Here is an 18551-nt window from a genome sequence, read left to right on the forward strand (position 1 = left end):
GCAAATTTAAACGTAATAATAAAACAGTTAGGTCAGGGAAAGGAACTTCTCGAGCCGCTAAGGAAAAGGATGCTTGGCTCCGCTAGGCTCCAAAATAAAAAATAGGAAGACTCATGCAAAATGATGCACAAAACAGATCCGGCATCGTCGGGCTGTTAAGGTATGTCTGGACAGAATGGATTTCGACTCTAGTCGTGTTGATCTTGCTTCTGCTTACATTGATTATCGGTACAGGGGAGATGATTCATGGTCAGCTTCTGCGTACTGGTGAGCGTTTGTATGGTAATGAAAGCATTGGGATGCAGTATTCATTTTTACGTGCAGAACCGACCAAGCCTGAATGTGACCGTAACCCGAATGTCGATGCGTTGGTGAAAACTCAAATGCAAGCCAATGCAGCAGATGAGTTTGCTGATTTTTTTGGTACGGCATCTGAGAATGACGTTCGTTCGTCTATTTTAGCGAGTGTGCAGCAGTGTGAAGAAAAGTATCAATTTTATGATAAAGCCATGCAACATATGGAGAAGCATCCGAGTATTCGCGCCTATCGTAATTTTGAAACAAGCTTCTTCGGTATCTTTAAATTTGGTACTGAAAATCGCGCCATTTTGTTGATTTTTATGGTGGTTATAGCTGCGATTAGTGCGACATTGAAAATTCATCATATTGGTCTACGCGGTCCTGCAACCAAGAAGGATTATCGTGTTTATAGCCTGATGATGAGCTTCGGTAATGGACTGTTAACCTACTCAAGTATCAGCCAATTCAATTCAGTGAAAAATTCGGGAGTTCCAATGACCACCGAAACTGAACTGATTTATTGGATGTGGATGACGCTGTTCTCAATCCTGACATTGATCAGTGTTTTGCAATTGTTTAGTCCGCCAAAAGATGCCAAAGAGGGCGGTAGTCTTAGTTTCGCGTTCCTAAGCGTGCCTTTATATGCGTATATGGCGTTGATTACAGGTATCGCCTTTATCTTCTTTATGGACTACCCGATGGGGCAAGGCATCTATTTAGGGCAATTGGTCGAGTTTTCAAGTATTTTCCTGAATCTAGCGTTATTCATTTGGGCGGGTATGTTGTTGAAGCAAACCCGTGTCGTAGATTTATTCTTGAATATTTTACGCCCATGGAACTTAGCTCCTGAGACTTTAACATGGCTGATTTTAATCGCAGCAGCATTGCCTACAGCCTATACTGGAGCATCGGGGATCTTTGTCATTGCGGCAGGCGCGATTATTTATAAGGAAGTGTGGAACGCTGGCGGACGCCGTCAATTTGCCTTGGCTGCAACAGCAATGTCCGGTTCGCTTGGGGTGGTTTTACGTCCATGCTTATTGATTGTGGTTGTTGCATCGCTAAATAAAGAAGTGACCACGGATCTGCTTTATCAATATGGTATTTATACGTTCTTGCTGACATCTACGATGTTTTTAATTGTGTCGTTATTTTTTGCAGAACATAAGTTCCGTATTGCTCAAGCCAATGTGGCAGCGCCGCAGTCAGGACGTGCCTTCTTAGCCGTTATTCCTTATATTGTGATTTTCGTGCTGATTTGGATGTTCTATAAATATTTATTGAATACAGATTTAAATGAATTTACTGCACCAGTCATGATGCCTGTTATTCTGCTGATGATCGTTTTAGTGGATAAATTACGTCATCAGCCAGCACCATTGTCAGCAGTTGGGCATTGGGATGAAACACTAACAGCAAATTATAGTGCGAATGCTGAACCTGCTTTAGCCGGCGCACAGGTTGCACATGCAGAATACCGTGAAGGATTACATGGTAATAGCACAGATGATGGGCAGGCTGCGAATCATACAGTGGCTCAATCCAGCTCTATGCAGATTCTACGTCAAGTTGGTTTTTGGAAGTCGATGCATATTTCGACCAGTGAAACCGTTGGACATATCGGTGCTTTGGTTATTTTGATGGCGCTTTCGGTAAGCGTTGGTGGATTGCTAGAGCGTACTGAAGTCATGAGTTTATTCCCAACTGATATCAGCAGTACTTTTTTGGTTATCACATTGATTGTCGGATTGATGGTCTTTGTGGGTATGATTATGGATCCGTTTGGCGCAGTCATTTTAATTTCTGCAACTATTGCTCCTGTAGCCTATCAATACGGTATTCATCCTGTGCATTTTTGGATGATTACACTCATTGGTTTTGAGCTAGGTTATGTTACGCCTCCAGTTGCATTGAACCACCTCTTGGCCCGACAGTCGATAGGGGATGCTGAAGTCAATGAAGCGGATGCTGAAGTTCGTCACTTGTCGTTTTATTACCGTTATGAACGTTGGATTTTGCCGCTGATTGTGCTGTTCCCTGCAATGTTGATTATTGCGTATCTGCCGTATTTCTTTAAGCTGTTTGGTTGGTATCAATAAATTAATTTTGAAGCATTAAAAAAGCACCTTCGGGTGCTTTTTTATTGAATAAGGGGCTGTGCATTTGATGGTAAATGAATGAGATCTTTATGACTTTTTAAACTTATTTTGTAGGAACGGACTACATAGCAAAATCGCTAAAAATATAAAAGCAAAGCCGAATAGGCTGTAAATATCTGGCAATTCTTGCCACAGTGTAAAGCCCCAAATACCGGCAAAAATAATCGCTATATAGTTTACGGGACCAATTTGACCTGCGGGTGCAAGCTTATAAGCATTGGACATAAAAATTTGACTGATATTGGCCAAAAGTCCCGCTGTAATCAGAAAAGCTAACTCCTTTAAACTATAAGGACGCCAGAGCCAGAGCATCGGGATCATCGATATGAGCGTGCCAATAAAGCAGAAATAAAACACGATGCGTTCAGGTGGTTCAGTTGCAGTAAGGGCACGGACAGTGACAAATGCCATGGCTGCCAAGAAGCTTGCGGTTAGTCCGATGAGTGATAACTGATTGAACATTCCTGCATCGGGCTTTGCGACGAAGAGCACGCCGATTAAACCAATGACGGCGGCAATGAGCATACTCAGGGTTATTTTTTCTTTTAAAAATAACCATGCAATTAATGGGATGAAGATCGGCGAGGAATAGGTGAAGACCATGGCATTGGAGAGTTTTAAGTGTGCGATGGCATAAAAAAAGCCATACATTGCCACCAAGCCTACGATTGAACGCCAGGTATGCATCCACAGTTTTTCAGTTCGAAAAAACGTGCTGCCTTTTTGTAGGATCAAAGGGAGAAAGATGAATAAGCCAACCGCATTGCGAAAAAATACGATGGTGGCATTATCTACTGTATGGGAGGCGTAGCGTATACAAACCCCCATGATGGAAAAAAGCAGCGCTGACAGCATGAGAAAGCCAATTGCTTTGGGGATATTTTGTGGTGGTGTAGTAGTGGACATAACAAAAAAGCTAGAATATCTGATGATATTCTAGCCTATAAGTACGCATGGTGTAGCAGAAGTCGGTTATTTTGCTTGTTGTGCTAACTGTGCTTCGAGTAATTTAATTTGTTCTTCTTTCAGTTTAATCAGCTCATCTGCATCTGAATGCTGCTGTTTTAAACTTTGCTCCTGATCATTCAATTGTTGTTGAATGTCATCTAATTTGGCAATTTCCTCTTTGGCTAAAGAGGCATTTTCAGGCACAGCTGCATCTAAAATGTCTTCTTCGACCAATTTAATGGTTTCAGTCTCTGCGGTAGGGACTGATGCTTCAGTCTCAGATTGGACAGGGGTTGCAACAGGCGGCTTAGCCGGTGCAGCGACCAGTTCTTCTTGAAGTGCAGATTTATCTGCTGTACTGCTGCTTAACCATTGATATGCAAAAAAGATAGCAATCAATAACGTTAAGCCCCCAATGATTCCAACTAACAATTTTGGATTATGTCTTTGATCTTCTGTCATTGCTTGACCTTAATTTTTATTTAGGCTGACGTGGCTTAAATTGGATCACACCGATATCGTCTGGCACGGCAGGTTGTTCAGGTTGATCGACATGAGTCGGTCGATTTTCACTGTAACCACAATCAATGCATTCGATCCATTCGTCTTCGCCAGAGGTCAGCATGACAACCCGGTCCATCGCTTGGCATTTTGGACATTTTGCACCTGCAATGAAGCGTCGTTTAATGGTCATCATACTTACCTTGAATCTAACTAAGGTCCCTAGTTTAAGCGTTTTTAGATGCGTTCGTCCAACCTTGATGACGCAGCAAAGCATCTATTTTTGGCTCGCGTCCGCGGAAATTGATAAATGCGTCAAGTGCCGTATCTTTTCCGCCAACTGCTAGAATAAATTGTCTAAACGACTTGCCAGTCGAAGTATTAAAAATTCCTTCATTTTCGAATCGGTCGAAGGCATCACTTGCCAAAACCTCTGCCCATTTGTATGAATAATAACCAGCAGCGTAACCACCTGCGAAGATATGACTGAAACCATGTTGGAAACGGTTGTACGGAGTGGTTGGTGCAACCGCATATTTTTGACGAATATCATCTAAGGTGTGTTGGATGCCTGCAGCGTCCAAAGCAGGGTTGGCCTTATGGATATTTAAGTCAAACATGGCAAATTCAATTTGACGTAACGTTTGCATCCCAGACTGGAAGAAACGTGCATCTTGTAGTGCTTTTAACAGATCGGCTGGTAAGGTTTGTTTTGATTCAACATGTTCACTGAGCAAATCTAAACTTTCTTGATCCCAAGTCCAAAATTCCATGAATTGACTTGGCAACTCTACCGCATCCCACGCCACGCCATGGGTACCAGCCACAGCAATATTATCGACTTCAGTGAGCATGTGATGTAAGCCATGACCAAATTCGTGGAACAGCGTCGTTACTTCATCATGGGTAAGTAAAGCAGCTTGCTCACCGACAGGTGGGGTAAAGTTGCAGACCATGTAGCAAATTGGTTTTTGCAGACCATTTTCAGTTTGCATGCGTGAACGGAAGCCGCTCATCCATGCGCCGCCACGTTTACCGCTTCGTGCATACAGGTCAAAGTAAAAACCGCCAATCACGCTGCCTTGATCTTCAAGTTCAAAATAACGTGCATCAGGATGCCAAACAGGCGCTTCACGCTCGATTACATTGATGCCATAGAGACGATTTACAATGCTGAACAAGCCTTGAATAATTTTAGGTGCAGGGAAATAGGGCTTCAGGTCTTCTTGTGACAAATTAAACTGTTGAACTTTGAGTTTTTCTGAATAGAAAGTGGCATCCCACGGTTGTAACTCAGTGATACCGTCTTGCGCTGCAATGGCTTTCAGTTCAGCGATTTCTTTCTCTGCTGGTGCACGCGCATGTTCTGCCAGTTCTATCAGGAACTGATCTACAGTTGCTACATCGGGTGCCATTTTGCTTGCCAAGGACAATTCGGCGTAGTTGTTAAAACCAAGCAGGCTTGCCATTTCCTGACGTAGCTTCAAGATTTCTTCCATGACTGCTGTATTGTCAAATTCAGCAGAGTCTGCCTGATCAGAAGCACGTGTGGTATAGGCTTTATAGAGCGCTTCACGCACTTCGCGGTCTTCTGCATAGGTCATAATGGCAATATAAGACGGGAAGTCGAGTGTGGCTACAGCCTGTTCGAGTTCGCGTTGCTGACCATATTGTTTCAGAAGTTCAATACTGCCTTGAGGTAGTCCTTTGAGCTGCGCTTCAGTTAAAGGTTTGAAGTAGGCTTGGGTGGCATCCAATACGTGATTGGAAAAGTCTGATGATAACTGTGAAAGTCGTGCAGATATTTCTGCATAGCGTTTTTTGGGTTCACCTTCTAAGGCTACGCCTGAAAGTTTAAAATCTCGTAACGCAAGTTTAATCGCGCTTTGCTGTGCTGCAGGAAGCGTGTCGAAAACACTGTTGTCATGTACATGCTGATACGTTTGATACAACACTGTATGTTGACCTAGCTGCGTATAGTACTCACTCAGGACGGGCAGTAAAGATTGGTAAAGTTCACGAGTTTCAGCATTATTCATCACGGCATTTAGATGCGACAGCACGCCCCAAGCTTCACTCATGTTATTTTCAAGGGTATCGATGTGTTCGAGTACTTGTAGTTGTGCTTGTACGGATTCGGGTACATCCGTTAATTCTTTTAAAAATGCCTGACCTTGGGCAATGCTCTGTTCAATCTTTTGTTTTAAGTCTGCAAGGGTAATTTGGTCAAATTGTGGAACAGGCAAAGTTGCCTTTTCTAATGTCATGTCGGTCTGCCGATTTATTTCCTGTGTTATTTGTAGAAGTAAGGCTTCTAGAAGGATAAATCAAGCCTTGGGTGCTATTTATTCGCTCTTGTTTCACCGTGGATAGATTGAATATCTTGGATGTAGGTGCCAAAGCGCCCCTCAATGACCGATAATTTTATGAATAGATTTTGATTTTTGTAGTGTTCATATTCATCTACATTGATTCGAAACATACCAGTAGAGTCATACGGTGTTTCAATAGAATAGTAGACACTTCCTTTTTTACCATGTTTTTTAACAGCGCTTGCTTCCAATGTCACCACAGTAGGTGTACCCAAAACTAGGGTATGAAGCAGAGGAGGATAGACAACTAGATTTAAGTAAAGAAACAGAATTACAAAAATAGGGAAGAGGAGTAAAAAATAGAATTTTGGCTTTTTTTGTACATTTGTCCATGTACGTGGAATGATCCATTGTCCGTATCTATGCAGAACATAAAAGTAGATCAAAACAGCCAAATAAATCAACGTTGCAACAATGAAGGCTGTGATTTTGACTTGATTTGTTGGGGTGAAGTCTATAAAAAAGAGAGCAATCAGTGCTGAAATACTAAGTACAAAGACTAAGCATATTACATATTCATGGTAATAGTATTTAGTAATTTTCTGTGATGTCATGATTTTTAAGTGGTTTATTTTTATAGAGATATATTAAATGAAAAAGAGCGCCGAAGCGCTCTTGATTTAAACCTTAATCCGCAGATGATTTTGCATTGGATTTTTTCTTTTTCGGTTTGGATTTTTTCTTCACTTTATCTTTAGCCTTCGCTTCAGATTTGCTTGCAGATTTTTTAGCAGGCTTTTTACCGAATGAACTGGGCTTAGATTTCGATTTTTTGCGTCGTATGGGCTGTTCTCCATCTTCAGCAGCGTTGGTTTTACGTTCTGAAAAGACTTCTTCTTTGGCTGTAGGCTTTGCAACACGAGGGGCACGCGCTCGAATAGCCCGACCTGCATGGCTCAATTGTTGAATCAATTCAAAGTCGATTTTGCGCTCTTCTAGATTTACACCAGCGACTTTAATTTTTACTTCATCGCCGAGACTGAAAACTTGACCTCGAGATTGACCAATTAAGCTCTGACTCGGTTGGTCATAGACAAAGAAGTCATCACCCAATTGGCTGACGTGGATCATGCCATCAACATATAAGTCTTTGAGCGTTACAAACAGACCAAATTCAGCAGTCGCACTGATAGTGCCGACAAACTCTTCACCCAAATGCTGCTGCATGTAATGGCACTTCAACCATGTAGTGACAGAACGTGAAGCTTCATCTGCACGGCGCTCGGTCGCAGAGAAGTGTTCACCTGCATCATCCAGCGAAGCACCAGAAATTGGGTAAGGCTTTTTCTTCAATTGTGCTTTGATGGCACGGTGAAGTAACAAGTCTGGATAACGACGGATTGGAGATGTGAAATGCGTATACGCTTCATAAGCCAAGCCAAAGTGACCTGCATTGTTCGCGCCATAATAAGCTTGCATCATTGAACGGAGTAAAACGGCATGAATACTTGGAGCATCAATACGGTCTTTGGTGGCATCAATCACGGCTTGATAGTCAGCTTGAGTCGGCTGTTCAGGGAATGGCAGCCCCAATAATTTCACAAAATCACGAACCTTTTGAATGCGTGAAAACTCAGGTGGCTCATGCACACGGTACAGCATTGGAATTTCATTTTTTAATGCATATTCTGCCGCTGCGACGTTTGCCAACAACATACATTCTTCAATTAGCTTATGTGCATCATTACGGCTGCGCGGTAGGATTTCGTTAATACCGCCTAGCTCATCAAAGGTCATATAAGTTTCAACGGTTTCAAATTCCATCGCGTGGCGTTCAGCACGTAAGCCTTTCAACACTTGATACAATTGGAATAAGGTATTGACCGATTTACGTACATCACGGTCTTCAGGAATGGCTTGACTATTACCCTCAAAATATTCGGCCACTTGAGTATAGGTCAAACGAGCTTTTGAATGCATTACACCCGGATAGAGCTCAAACTTAGTGACACGACCCGCGCGAGATAAGTTTAAATCACAGACCATACATAAACGGTCTACGTGTGGGTTCAAAGAACATAAACCATTCGACAGCGCCTCAGGCAACATCGGCAATACAAAATGAGGGAAGTACACCGATGTACCGCGCTCTTGAGCTTCGTCATCCAGCGGTTTACCCGGACGTACATAATGGCTGACATCGGCAATTGCCACCACAACACGATAACCACCACCCGGACGTTTTTCCGCATACACGGCATCATCGAAGTCGCGGGCATCTTCACCATCAATGGTGACAAGCGCTAAATCACGTAAGTCGACACGACCTTCACGGTCTTGTTCTGATGGCTCTTTAAAGCTGTCGGCTTCTTGTTGTACCGCTTCAGGGAATTCGTAAGGTAAACCAAATTCTAAAATGGTTTGTGGAATAATAATTTCAGTGTCTGCTTTATCAGCCATCGACTGAACAATATGACCTGTCGCAAATTCCTCTTTGGTTGGGTAGCTGTCAATCGCAATACGCACAGAGTCGCCGAGTTTGACTTTGGCATGCTCGATTAATTCTCTTTCTAACGTAATCGGTTGGTGTGCATTGGGATTTGCCGGCTGAATAAAATATTCACCTTCATATTCAGACACTTTACCGATAATTTCTTTGACACGATGCTGTAGAACTTCAGTAATAAAGCCCCATGCTTTGCCTTTACGGTCTATCGACGTTTGGCGGACTTTAACACGGTCACCATTAAACACTTGACGCAACTCACGTTCAGGAAGTAAGAGGTCATCTTCACCACTAATATTGGCTGTGCCTAAACCTTTTGAGTTGATATAAACCGTTGCTTCATGAGTCGGTTGCTCAGCTGCAAGCTGGAACTTAAATCCGTCTTTCATCAACTGACCATCTCGAACCATCGCAATCAGACGATGACTCAGTGCATCAATACTTTTTTGATCGGCAATTTCAAAATGTTCTACAAGATCGGCATGCGACATTGCAGTTTTCAGTTGTTCAATCGTCTCTTGAATCAGAGTACGGCTTGGAATTGGATTGTCATAACGTTCGGCTTCAGCTTTTGCTTCAGGGTCGACCCAGTTTTTCATAATGTATTTGGCTTCAAATCAGAAGATTAGGATTAGCATAAGTCATGCAAGCAGATACTGCACGCAATTGATTGCAATAAAGTGTTTTATGCCGATATTTTATAATGTTTAAAGCTGAAATGTAGGGGACAGCAGTGTGTGCTGAACTAATTTTGCACTAATTTTTTGAAAATCGTTTAAAAAATATCTAATTGAGTAAAAAAATGAAAAAAATATAACGACTGTGCTTGCAGTCGTATCATGATCTTTGTATTATGGCGGCACGTTACGGTGAGATGGGTGAGTGGCTGAAACCACATCCCTGCTAAGGATGCATACGGGCAACTGTATCGAGGGTTCGAATCCCTCTCTCACCGCCACGATTTACTTATGTCGCGCTCATAGCTCAGCTGGATAGAGCACTTGGCTACGAACTAAGGGGTCGGGAGTTCGAATCTCTCTGAGCGCACCAATAAGTAAACCGAACAGTAACGTATCGCCTAAATTGGCACACAAGTAATGCGCTCATAGCTCAGCTGGATAGAGCACTTGGCTACGAACTAAGGGGTCGGGAGTTCGAATCTCTCTGAGCGCACCAACTTGAAAAAATTACCGCACATGTTGCGGTTTTTTTGTGCTTGTGATTTATCGCTTTGATATTGCCGTCTTTTTTTTGGATTCTATTAAGCGTTCTATTTCATAAAACTACCCATCAGTAAATTTCAATTTTGCTTATCTTCTATAGATAACCCTTTTTTCAGATATTCATAGTGATGCAATTTTTTTAAATCTAAGTTTAAAAAAGAATTGAGTGAGTTAAAGCCGCGATTCAATGATGGCGATAGATTTGTTATCTATCTTGAGCATTTATACATGAGTATTGCTAAGTTTAAATTCCAAACTTGTGATGAAAAAGCCATTAAAAAAGTAAATCTGGCTGATTTTTAGCGTGTTTAAAGGGTAATTGTTTATTTGCTGTGCGTTTGGTTAAATTTATATGAAAAAGCTCTTAACAAAAAATAAAAATCACGTATAATGAGCCTCATCAAGACGTCGCGCTCATAGCTCAGCTGGATAGAGCACTTGGCTACGAACTAAGGGGTCGGGAGTTCGAATCTCTCTGAGCGCACCAACTTGATCAAGATTGAAAAAACCGCACATGTTGCGGTTTTTTTGTGTCTGAAATATAGCTAAAACCAATAAATTCAGCTTATCAATTAAGGTTCTAATTTAACTTCTGTTTAACTTTGAGTGCAAAGACTGTATTGCCGCCTAAAGCCGGCAGCATGTCGTGATACGGCATACTGCGCATAGCACGAAGTAAAAAAGGCGCTTTGTCATCAATCTTCATCGCACTGGTCAATTGTAATAACGAACCTTGTTGTAAGGGGCGAATATGCATTGCACCTCGGACAAACTTTAGGTCTCCACCGGTTGCGGTATATTGATTTTGCAGTAAGTCGGGATAGTTAAAACGCATTTTAAAATCAAATGGAATATTGATCACACCTAAACCCACCGAAATTTTATAGTCGGCATCCATGAGGTGCGGATTAATTTTCTGCACTTGCATATGTTTAACTTGTCTTGGAAATAAGTGCTTGAACGAAGACACATTAATCCAGCGCTGTAAGCTCGAAGGCTCTTGTGCATAATATTGAAAACTGGTGCTAAAGCGCATCAATTCATAATTTTGCCCAAAGGGAACGCGCTGCGCTGCCAAAATAAAGGACACAGGTTCTTTCGAGCTTTGACTTAATTGGGTGACTTTGTCGAGTTGAGAGGCATTTAATTTGAGTTCAGGCAATTGATTTGCAGCGAGAGTTTCACTACTAAAGGCTTTAAATCGGCGCTGTAATGATTCGAGTAAAAAACCATTGGTTCCCGCAGGAATCCCTAATTTGGCATCGGGTAAGGCATTTAATATTTTGCTAAACAAAAAACCTTTGGGCTGATTTAAATCGCCCCATTGGGTCACACTAATCAAGGTGTGTTGTGCATCGATCTCAAACCATTCAATTTTCCCTGCACCAAAGGGCACCGGTGCTTGTAGAACCAAACTATTAATGCTGTTGTGATCAATTTGGTGCTGCATCACCACGGTTTCTTTAAAGTTTAAAACCGGAATAGGTGTCGGGATATGGATGCGGTATTCAACTTGGCTGGTTGAACCTTGCTGTTGCAAAACCTCAGCAGATTTTAGCGTGGGAAATAAGCCGGCGTAGTTTGGATAATTACTGAGTAATCTCGCCACATTTTTGCTGTTGGTTGGGACAACCACGGCGGCACTTTGAAATTTACCAATGACTTTTTTACCTGCTTTCATCGTGGGTAGACTAATTTGCTGTGAAGGATGTGCAAAAATCACGATGTGATCACCGGCAAGATTTGCCAAGGCTTTGGCATTGCCATTAAACAAGTCCAAACTACTGGGGATCTGGGGTTGCCATTGAACGAATTTGGCCCAACTGGTCGATATGCTCAGTCCAGTCAAAAACATCAGCACCATAATTATTTTTGTTATCTGCATGTCACATCCTGCGTATGCAATCTTTTATTTGTTGCTGTTTTTAACGTATTTCTAGATGGAAGGGAAGTAGTGAAGTGTTACAACCGACCATTAAAAAGCATGAAGCAAGTTTGAATTGTGGTGTAGTATTTAGCGCAATTCATTTTTAAATATTCATACGCTTATGTCTGAAAATCTACCTGCATTATCGCTGCGCTATTTTTTAAATCTAGAAGAATCACAGGATGGTTTTGCACTAGCAACTTTTGGCAAAAAGCAATTTACGCGTTTTTTAACGCCAGCCATTAGCCTTGGGATTATCATCTGGGGTTTTTACTTAGGTGTAAATGGTGTCGGTGCCTACTATGTTGGTCTGGGTGCTTTCTTTTTACTCCTTCAAGGCATCATGCGTTATTGGTTTTTACCGATGATGTTTAAACGCCAGTTTGTAAAATACCAATTAGGCAAAAGTGAACAAGGTATTGATTTATTTCAAGACTATGCAGAAATTCATGCCAATGGTCGTAAGAATGTCTTTCATTATGCTGAAGTGGCAAATTTTGCTGAAGGCAAATTGACCTATATGCTTGAACTGAAAAATAAAACCGTGATTATTGTGCCGAAAAGTGCATTTAAAAATACTGCGGACCAAGCGATTTTTACCAATACTTTTCAGCACTAAGACAATCTATTCATAACAAAAGAGGGAGTAGTATGCAGTCACGTCCATCTAAAATTGTTTGCGTCGGTCGTAGTTATGCAGATCATGCCAAAGAATTAGGCAATGCAATTCCTGACCGTCCTGTACTTTTTATGAAGCCGCCAAGTGCATTAACCGCATTAGACCAAGGCATCTCATGGAATCCTGCATGGGGCAGTTGTCACTATGAATGCGAATTAAGTTTACGTATTGATCGTCCTTTATCGGCTGAAACTGATCCTCTCAAAGCCTTAGAAGCAGTTGGAGCTTTGACTTTGGGCCTAGATCTGACTTTGCGTGATCTACAAGATGACTTAAAGAAAAAAGGTCAGCCGTGGGAACGTGCCAAAGCTTATGATGGTTCTTGTATCCTTGCGGATTGGGTCGATGTCCAAGAGGTGGTTCAAGATTGGAAAAATGTGCATTACACCTTGCATGTCAATGATGAACTGCGTCAGAACGGTGATACTGCATTGCTGATTTTTGATGTGGGTACTTTGTTGGCAGATATTAGCCAAGTGTTTAGTCTTGAAGCGGGTGATGTGGTCATGACAGGTACGCCTGCAGGTGTCGCGGCACTACAGTCAGGTGAGCAGTTGAAAATGACGCTGAAAGGAAAAAATCAGGATTATATCTGGACAACCTTTGTCAAATAATCTGTGGGCTAAATATAAATAAAAGGCTGCTTAATGCAGCCTTTTTTGATTGACCTATTCATGACTGCTTGGCGGTGGTTCATTGGGTTGTAAAGGGCCTGTCTCTTTCCATGCTTCATAGGTCTCGGCCATATACTTTGAGTCGGTGTCTCCCAATGCACCTGCTTTGGCATACCATTGTCGCGCTTTTTCACCATCACGAATGTCATAATGATAATAATGTGCCATTTTCATCGCCGCGTCAGCATCTTGCCCTTGTTCTGCGGCATAGCTTAAATATTCAGCTGCTTTGTCGGGTGTTGACGAAGGATGTTCAGAAAAATAGTGTTGATTTCCCAAGACTTTGATCGCTTCGACATTCTTTTGTTTGGCTGCTTTTTCATACCAAATTTGCGCTTGGTGCTTATCTTGAATTAAGCCTTTTCCAGTGTCGTACATCCAACCAACGGTATATTCAGCAGCAGGATCATGAGTCTTTTTTGCAAGGTCTAGCACCCAGTGTGCAAGGAAAATATTGCCATCTTGCTGCATCTTTCTAATCACTTGATCTGCATGCGGGTTACCTTGATAAGCTTGGGTCATCAACCATGCGAATGCGTCCGTAGTGCCTTGATCCGCAGCAGCTTTGTACCAATGTACACTTTGTTCGATATTTTGTTCTGTGCCCGTTCCACTGAGGTATAAATCACCCACTTTCATTTGTGCGGTCGCATCACCACTTTGAGCTATTTTGAGCGCGGATTTAAATTCACGCTGTTCTTTGGAACTACAAGCCATTAAAAATACGGCAGATAAACACAGCGCTAAAATGGTTTTTTTATTCATTTGAAATGGAATTATTATCATTTTTCGTAGATTTTTTGATCTTAGCGGATTGTTGAATCACTTTATAGAGACCCTTATAGCTAAATTTAAACAAATTTAGGGCTTTAAGGCAGATTTTCTAAACTGATCTGGGGTGCAAAGCATCCATTTTTTAAACATATTTATAAACGCCGAGGCATTGGCATAACCAAGTTCTAAAGCAATATTTTCGACGGTTTGACCTGCGTTGAGCATCGACATGGCTTTCATGACTTTGAGGCGTTGTCGCCATTCATGCAGCGACATCCCAAGTTCTTTTTGACAATAACGTGCCAGAGTACGTTCCGTCATGTTTATCCGCTGTGCCAATTGCTCAAGCGCGCTCTGATCTGCAGTATGTTGATGTAAATAATCAAGCAGTTGTTTGAGGGCAGGGTGTTCCGAATGCGGTAAATAGCTACTGACCAATTTGGCTTGATGTAGTTGATCTAAGATCACATGGAGTAAGCGTTGATATTCGGCGGTATTTTCCAAGAGGTCGGCTTGTTGGTGCAACAGACGCAAATGGCTGAAGATCGCAGTGACTAAGGGCGAGCTGAGTAAAATCCCCGGTTGTTTCGGTAAGTGAGTACATAGCGATTCATGTACATATAAGGTTCCATGTGAAACCGCAGTACGATTTAAACCACTGTGTTCTAAATGTGGAGGAAGCCAAATGCCATAAGGCGGTGGAGTAATATAGTCTATCTGATTGATGTTCACTTCCATTACGCCATTAAAGGCATAGACAAACTCGCCCCAAGCATGCCCATGAACGGGATAAACAGACAGTGCAGGATCGTCACGAAAACTGATCCACAGCGCTGCTTGAATTTCATCGTTGGTGGGAAGTTGTTGGAACTGCGTATGATCTACACGAGCTTTATGACGCATGAGAAATTTTGCCTGAATAAGAAGATCACTTGTCTATTTTGAAGTATATATTTTATTTCTGACAGTTCTATAGTGTTGCTTGTCGTATTGCCGAGTAAATAGTAAGGAACAGCGTAAGGCGCTAGATGCAAAAGCTTCTGGTCTGATGATTATTTTGTGCATGATTTTAGGGATTCAACAGGTCATTTTGAAATTGGCCGCGGTTGATATTGCGCCGATCATGCAAATTGCCATTCGGTCGGGTTTGGCTGCGCTGTTGGTCTTTCCACTGATTCGTCTCAAGCCGGGAACACATTTATATACACGCGAATACTTGCTACCGGGTATCTGGTTGGCGTTTTTATTTTCAGCTGAATTTATTTTAGTGGCAGAATCCCTGCGCTATACCTCTGCATCACATACTGTTGTCTTGCTCTATACCGCACCGATATTCGTGGCACTAGGTTTACATTGGAAGTTGCCTGAAGAAAAGCTTACAGCGATCCAATGGGTCGGTATTTTTATTGCCTTTTCAGGAATAGTACTGTCGTTTATGGGACGTGAAAGTAGTACTACAGTCAACACTCAAGCCCCGTTGGGTGATGCGATGGCATTACTTGCTGGGGTGATGTGGGCCTTGACCACCATTTCATTAAGACTCACCAAACTCTCTGATGCACCTCCGACTCAGACCTTGTTTTATCAGTTAGTTGGTGGTTGTGTGTTTTTATTACCTGTGGCGTGGCTGACAGGACAAATGACTGTACATTGGACCGTATTGTCCATCAGCAGCATGATTTTTCATGTGCTCATTATTTCATTTTTCAGCCTCATGTTGTGGTTTTGGCTGTTAAGTAAATATCTGGCCAATGGTCTGGGCGTATTTTCATTCCTTACCCCAATCTTTGGTCTGGTCTTTGTTGTATTGATCTTAAACGAAACGATTGAACTGAACTTTATCTTGGGGACGGCCTTAGTAATGGTCGGGGTGATGACGGTAACCTTGCATCGATGGTTAGCTAAATTGATGGGACGTCAGCGCACAGCGACCTAAGATCATGTATAAATAAAAAAGGAGAGCTACGGCTCTCCTTTTTTTATTTACGCTTATTTTTCTTCAAAAATAGTCGCAAGTGGAATCGAGAGTTTGGCCACGAGATAATCATCCGATTCGACCAGTTGCGGCCCAATTTTTTCCATCCAAACATCATCTGGATCGACGCGACCTAAATCTTGCCGTTTAGGGAGCGGATAGGGCAGCTTACTGTAAAAACTCCAAAAGTCCACTTGGGTTAAATTACGAACTAAAACATAATGATCATCATCTGTACGTTTAATCAGGTGTTGCTCTTCAAACAATAAAATATAGCTTGGCAGGCGGCCGATTTCATCACGCCCTAAAACCTCAAGCGCTTCTTTTTCTGTCACGCTCTGACCGAGTTTTTGCTTTTTATAAAATAATTCAAGCAAATCCATCAACATAATAACAGGATGACGTTTTTGGTCGTTGCCCGAATTGAAAGCGGTCAGTGCATAACTAATTTCTACCCCAATCAGTACGATATTCCATGAAAGGAATATCCAAAGCAGGAAAATTGGCACTGCAGCAAAAGCACCGTAAACGATTTGATAACTAGTGAAATTTGACATGACAAAACCAAAGAGGTTTTTGAGTAATTCAAATACCACGGCACTAAAGACACCCGCGATCAGCGCCGCCTTAATCGGCACACTGCGGTTGGGAATCGTCCAATACAGAATGAAAAAACCTAAAATGGTCAATGAAAAAGACAAGATCCACAGCAGAAAAGCCCCATCCAGTTCATAGCCGGCAAAATTATTGCTGAGGACATTCATAGAGGCCAAGGTAGATGACACAACAAATGCGCTACCCAGTAAGATTGGGCCTAATGAGATAATAGTCCAATAGCGCATAAAGCCAATAATGCCGCCACGTGTCTCACGCACCCGCCAAATTCGGTTAAATACTGTCTCAATGCTGGTCAGCATCATAACTGTGGTAATGAATAAAAACAGTACACCAATAACAGTCAGGTTACTGGATTTATCGGTGAATGCATTCAGTGCTTTATCAAAAGCAATTGTCGTTTTCGGTAGAAAATTACTATAAATCAATTGTTGAAGCTGTTGACGAGCAGGTTCTAAAGCTTTAATTGAGGAGATGATGACCAAGAATACGGTCAACATGGGTACCACTGCAAACAAGGTGGTATAGGTTAATGATCCTGCTTGTTCACGGCAGCGATCGGCTTCAAAACGTCGAATGACAAATAAAACAAACTGAAACCATTTCTTGTCGTAAAAGGGAAGTTTTTTTAAAAATGCTTCGATCATTCGTTCAAGTCTCGAGTTATTTTAGTCATGTTTATGCAATTTTCATCACTTAGCTTAACCAAAAAATAGGAAAAATACCGTATAGTTTTCTTTTTTCATTGAATTTATAAAAATGACGCAAGCTTATGTACTAGTGCTGTATTACAGCAAATATGGTTCAACACGTGAGATGGCACATTTGATTGCCAATGGAATTGAAGCGTCTGGAATGGCGGTAAAAATACGAACCGTTCCAAATTTATCCGCTGTGGTGACTGACGTGCAGCCCAGTATTCCTGCCGAAGGCGATATTTACTGTAGCTTAGATGACTTAGCGCATTGCTCAGGTTTAGCCCTTGGTTCGCCAACACGTTTTGGTAATATGGCGTCGGAAATGAAATATTTCTGGGATCAAACCACAGCGCTTTGGCTCAATGGCGCATTACATGGCAAACCTGCCTGTGTGTTTACCAGTTCAGGTTCAATGCATGGGGGACAGGAAAGTACTTTGCTGACCATGCTGCCACCTTTGTTTCATCACGGAATGATGGTTATGGGTTTAAGTAATGCCCATCCTGCATTATCGAATACCAAAACGGGTGGTACGCCTTATGGTGCAAGTCATGTCAGTGGTCCACGCCATGATCAGTCATTGAGTCAAGATGAGCGAAACTTATGTGAAGAGCAGGGTAAACGCCTGGGCGAAGTGGTCAAAAAGTTGATTTGATACTTACTTGTTCTAGGAAGTTACACAGACTTTGTAGCGAACGAGCAAGAAAAGGCTTAAATATTGCCCTTTTCTTGCTTTTTTACGTGTGATTTCTTTTTATTAACGATGTCGTATTTGCGCCCAAAAATATAAAAATAAATCTGTCGAACTATTCTTAAAATACCCAAAATAAGTGATATCAATAACATATTGAAAGTTTTTAAATACAGCCTGCTCAGTGATGGCCTTGAATCGATTTTTGCTGTCTTTTTGGGCGCGTTATTTTTATTTTTTGATTACATGATTTGTATTTAAATTTCTTCTTTGGGGTGTGTGATGTCTATTATTAATTTTCGAATGATTTTCCTGTGTTCCGCATTTGCTGCATCTTCCTTGTGTACGGCAATGCCAGTTTTGCACAGTATGGATTTCCCGCAAGAGAAAAAAGCTGAAGAAAACGAATTTTTGGCGAAACAAGATCAAGTCAAAGCAGAATCAAAATCTTTAACTGATGCTTCAAATTAATTGATTCGCCATGGTTTTCGAATAGCATTTCAATAGACTAGAAATACATATTAGAAAAACAATAACCTATAAAAAAAGAGCGCTGATGCGCTCTTTTT

At 41.7% G+C, this 18551-nt stretch carries 16 protein-coding genes and 4 tRNA genes; 10 read left to right on the top strand and 10 right to left on the bottom strand.

Annotated features, from left to right (window positions below):
* Positions 1–113: 113 nt before the first annotated feature.
* Positions 114–2399: a TRAP transporter large permease subunit gene (locus tag FTU64_RS02950; RefSeq protein ID WP_180003463.1), complete on the top strand. Its 2286-nt coding sequence runs from the start codon at positions 114–116 to the stop codon at positions 2397–2399.
* Positions 2400–2486: 87 nt separating this feature from the next.
* Here FTU64_RS02950 and FTU64_RS02955 read toward each other — a convergent pair whose 3' ends face one another.
* The 6 genes from FTU64_RS02955 to rnr all read right to left on the bottom strand — a co-directional run bounded on the left by FTU64_RS02955 (position 2487) and on the right by rnr (position 9328).
* Positions 2487–3365, bottom strand: a complete 879-nt coding sequence (locus FTU64_RS02955) for a DMT family transporter (RefSeq protein WP_180055989.1) — start codon at positions 3363–3365, stop codon at positions 2487–2489.
* A 66-nt stretch (positions 3366–3431) separates the two neighbouring features.
* Positions 3432–3869: a hypothetical protein gene (locus tag FTU64_RS02960; protein ID WP_180010531.1), complete on the bottom strand. Its 438-nt coding sequence runs from the start codon at positions 3867–3869 to the stop codon at positions 3432–3434.
* A gap of 16 nt (positions 3870–3885) precedes the next feature.
* Positions 3886–4095, bottom strand: coding sequence for a YheV family putative zinc ribbon protein (locus FTU64_RS02965; protein ID WP_171256675.1), 210 nt, complete (start codon positions 4093–4095; stop codon positions 3886–3888).
* A 40-nt stretch (positions 4096–4135) separates the two neighbouring features.
* Positions 4136–6175 carry a M3 family metallopeptidase gene (locus tag FTU64_RS02970; protein ID WP_180055990.1) on the bottom strand — a complete coding sequence of 680 codons (2040 nt, stop codon included), beginning with the start codon at positions 6173–6175 and terminating at the stop codon, positions 4136–4138.
* 74 nt (positions 6176–6249) lie between these two features.
* The gene (locus FTU64_RS02975) at positions 6250–6834 is read right to left on the bottom strand and encodes a hypothetical protein (protein ID WP_111885424.1); all 585 of its coding nucleotides are present in this window, start codon (positions 6832–6834) and stop codon (positions 6250–6252) included.
* Between the two features lie 73 nt (positions 6835–6907).
* Positions 6908–9328 (bottom strand): ribonuclease R, encoded by a 2421-nt coding sequence (gene rnr / locus FTU64_RS02980; RefSeq protein ID WP_180059198.1) that lies wholly within the window; start codon positions 9326–9328, stop codon positions 6908–6910.
* A 266-nt stretch (positions 9329–9594) separates the two neighbouring features.
* On the opposite strand from rnr, the gene FTU64_RS02985 reads away from it, so the two are divergent.
* The 4 genes from FTU64_RS02985 to FTU64_RS03000 all read left to right on the top strand — a co-directional run bounded on the left by FTU64_RS02985 (position 9595) and on the right by FTU64_RS03000 (position 10436).
* A tRNA-Ser gene (locus FTU64_RS02985) sits at positions 9595–9684 on the top strand.
* A gap of 15 nt (positions 9685–9699) precedes the next feature.
* A tRNA-Arg gene (locus FTU64_RS02990) sits at positions 9700–9776 on the top strand.
* Positions 9777–9825: 49 nt separating this feature from the next.
* Positions 9826–9902 (top strand) — tRNA-Arg (locus tag FTU64_RS02995).
* Between the two features lie 457 nt (positions 9903–10359).
* A tRNA-Arg gene (locus FTU64_RS03000) sits at positions 10360–10436 on the top strand.
* A 93-nt stretch (positions 10437–10529) separates the two neighbouring features.
* Here the strand turns inward: FTU64_RS03000 and FTU64_RS03005 are convergent.
* Positions 10530–11813 (bottom strand): SRPBCC family protein, encoded by a 1284-nt coding sequence (locus tag FTU64_RS03005; RefSeq protein WP_373886239.1) that lies wholly within the window; start codon positions 11811–11813, stop codon positions 10530–10532.
* A 184-nt stretch (positions 11814–11997) separates the two neighbouring features.
* Here FTU64_RS03005 and FTU64_RS03010 point away from each other — a divergent pair, with 184 nt between their 5' ends.
* The gene (locus FTU64_RS03010) at positions 11998–12495 is read left to right on the top strand and encodes a YcxB family protein (RefSeq protein WP_111885932.1); all 498 of its coding nucleotides are present in this window, start codon (positions 11998–12000) and stop codon (positions 12493–12495) included.
* 32 nt (positions 12496–12527) lie between these two features.
* Positions 12528–13169, top strand: coding sequence for a fumarylacetoacetate hydrolase family protein (locus tag FTU64_RS03015; RefSeq protein ID WP_180055992.1), 642 nt, complete (start codon positions 12528–12530; stop codon positions 13167–13169).
* 54 nt (positions 13170–13223) lie between these two features.
* Here FTU64_RS03015 and FTU64_RS03020 read toward each other — a convergent pair whose 3' ends face one another.
* A complete protein-coding gene (locus tag FTU64_RS03020; RefSeq protein ID WP_180055993.1) occupies positions 13224–13994 on the bottom strand; it encodes a tetratricopeptide repeat protein in 771 nt (256 codons plus the stop codon).
* A 96-nt stretch (positions 13995–14090) separates the two neighbouring features.
* The gene (locus tag FTU64_RS03025) at positions 14091–14906 is read right to left on the bottom strand and encodes a helix-turn-helix domain-containing protein (protein WP_180059181.1); all 816 of its coding nucleotides are present in this window, start codon (positions 14904–14906) and stop codon (positions 14091–14093) included.
* 145 nt (positions 14907–15051) lie between these two features.
* Between FTU64_RS03025 and FTU64_RS03030 the strand changes: the two genes are divergently transcribed.
* The gene (locus FTU64_RS03030; protein ID WP_180059199.1) at positions 15052–15939 is read left to right on the top strand and encodes a DMT family transporter; all 888 of its coding nucleotides are present in this window, start codon (positions 15052–15054) and stop codon (positions 15937–15939) included.
* Between the two features lie 53 nt (positions 15940–15992).
* On the opposite strand, the gene FTU64_RS03035 is transcribed toward FTU64_RS03030, so the two are convergent.
* The gene (locus FTU64_RS03035) at positions 15993–17240 is read right to left on the bottom strand and encodes a YihY family inner membrane protein (RefSeq protein WP_180059182.1); all 1248 of its coding nucleotides are present in this window, start codon (positions 17238–17240) and stop codon (positions 15993–15995) included.
* Between the two features lie 112 nt (positions 17241–17352).
* Between FTU64_RS03035 and wrbA the strand changes: the two genes are divergently transcribed.
* Both wrbA and FTU64_RS03045 read left to right on the top strand, forming a co-directional pair.
* Positions 17353–17946 (top strand): NAD(P)H:quinone oxidoreductase, encoded by a 594-nt coding sequence (wrbA, locus tag FTU64_RS03040; protein WP_180059183.1) that lies wholly within the window; start codon positions 17353–17355, stop codon positions 17944–17946.
* Between the two features lie 318 nt (positions 17947–18264).
* Positions 18265–18453, top strand: coding sequence for a hypothetical protein (locus FTU64_RS03045; RefSeq protein WP_180059184.1), 189 nt, complete (start codon positions 18265–18267; stop codon positions 18451–18453).
* The last annotated feature ends 98 nt before the right edge of the window (positions 18454–18551 follow it).

It is taken from the genome of Acinetobacter sp. YH12128 (genome assembly GCF_013418655.1).
GTDB lineage: Bacteria > Pseudomonadota > Gammaproteobacteria > Pseudomonadales > Moraxellaceae > Acinetobacter > Acinetobacter amyesii.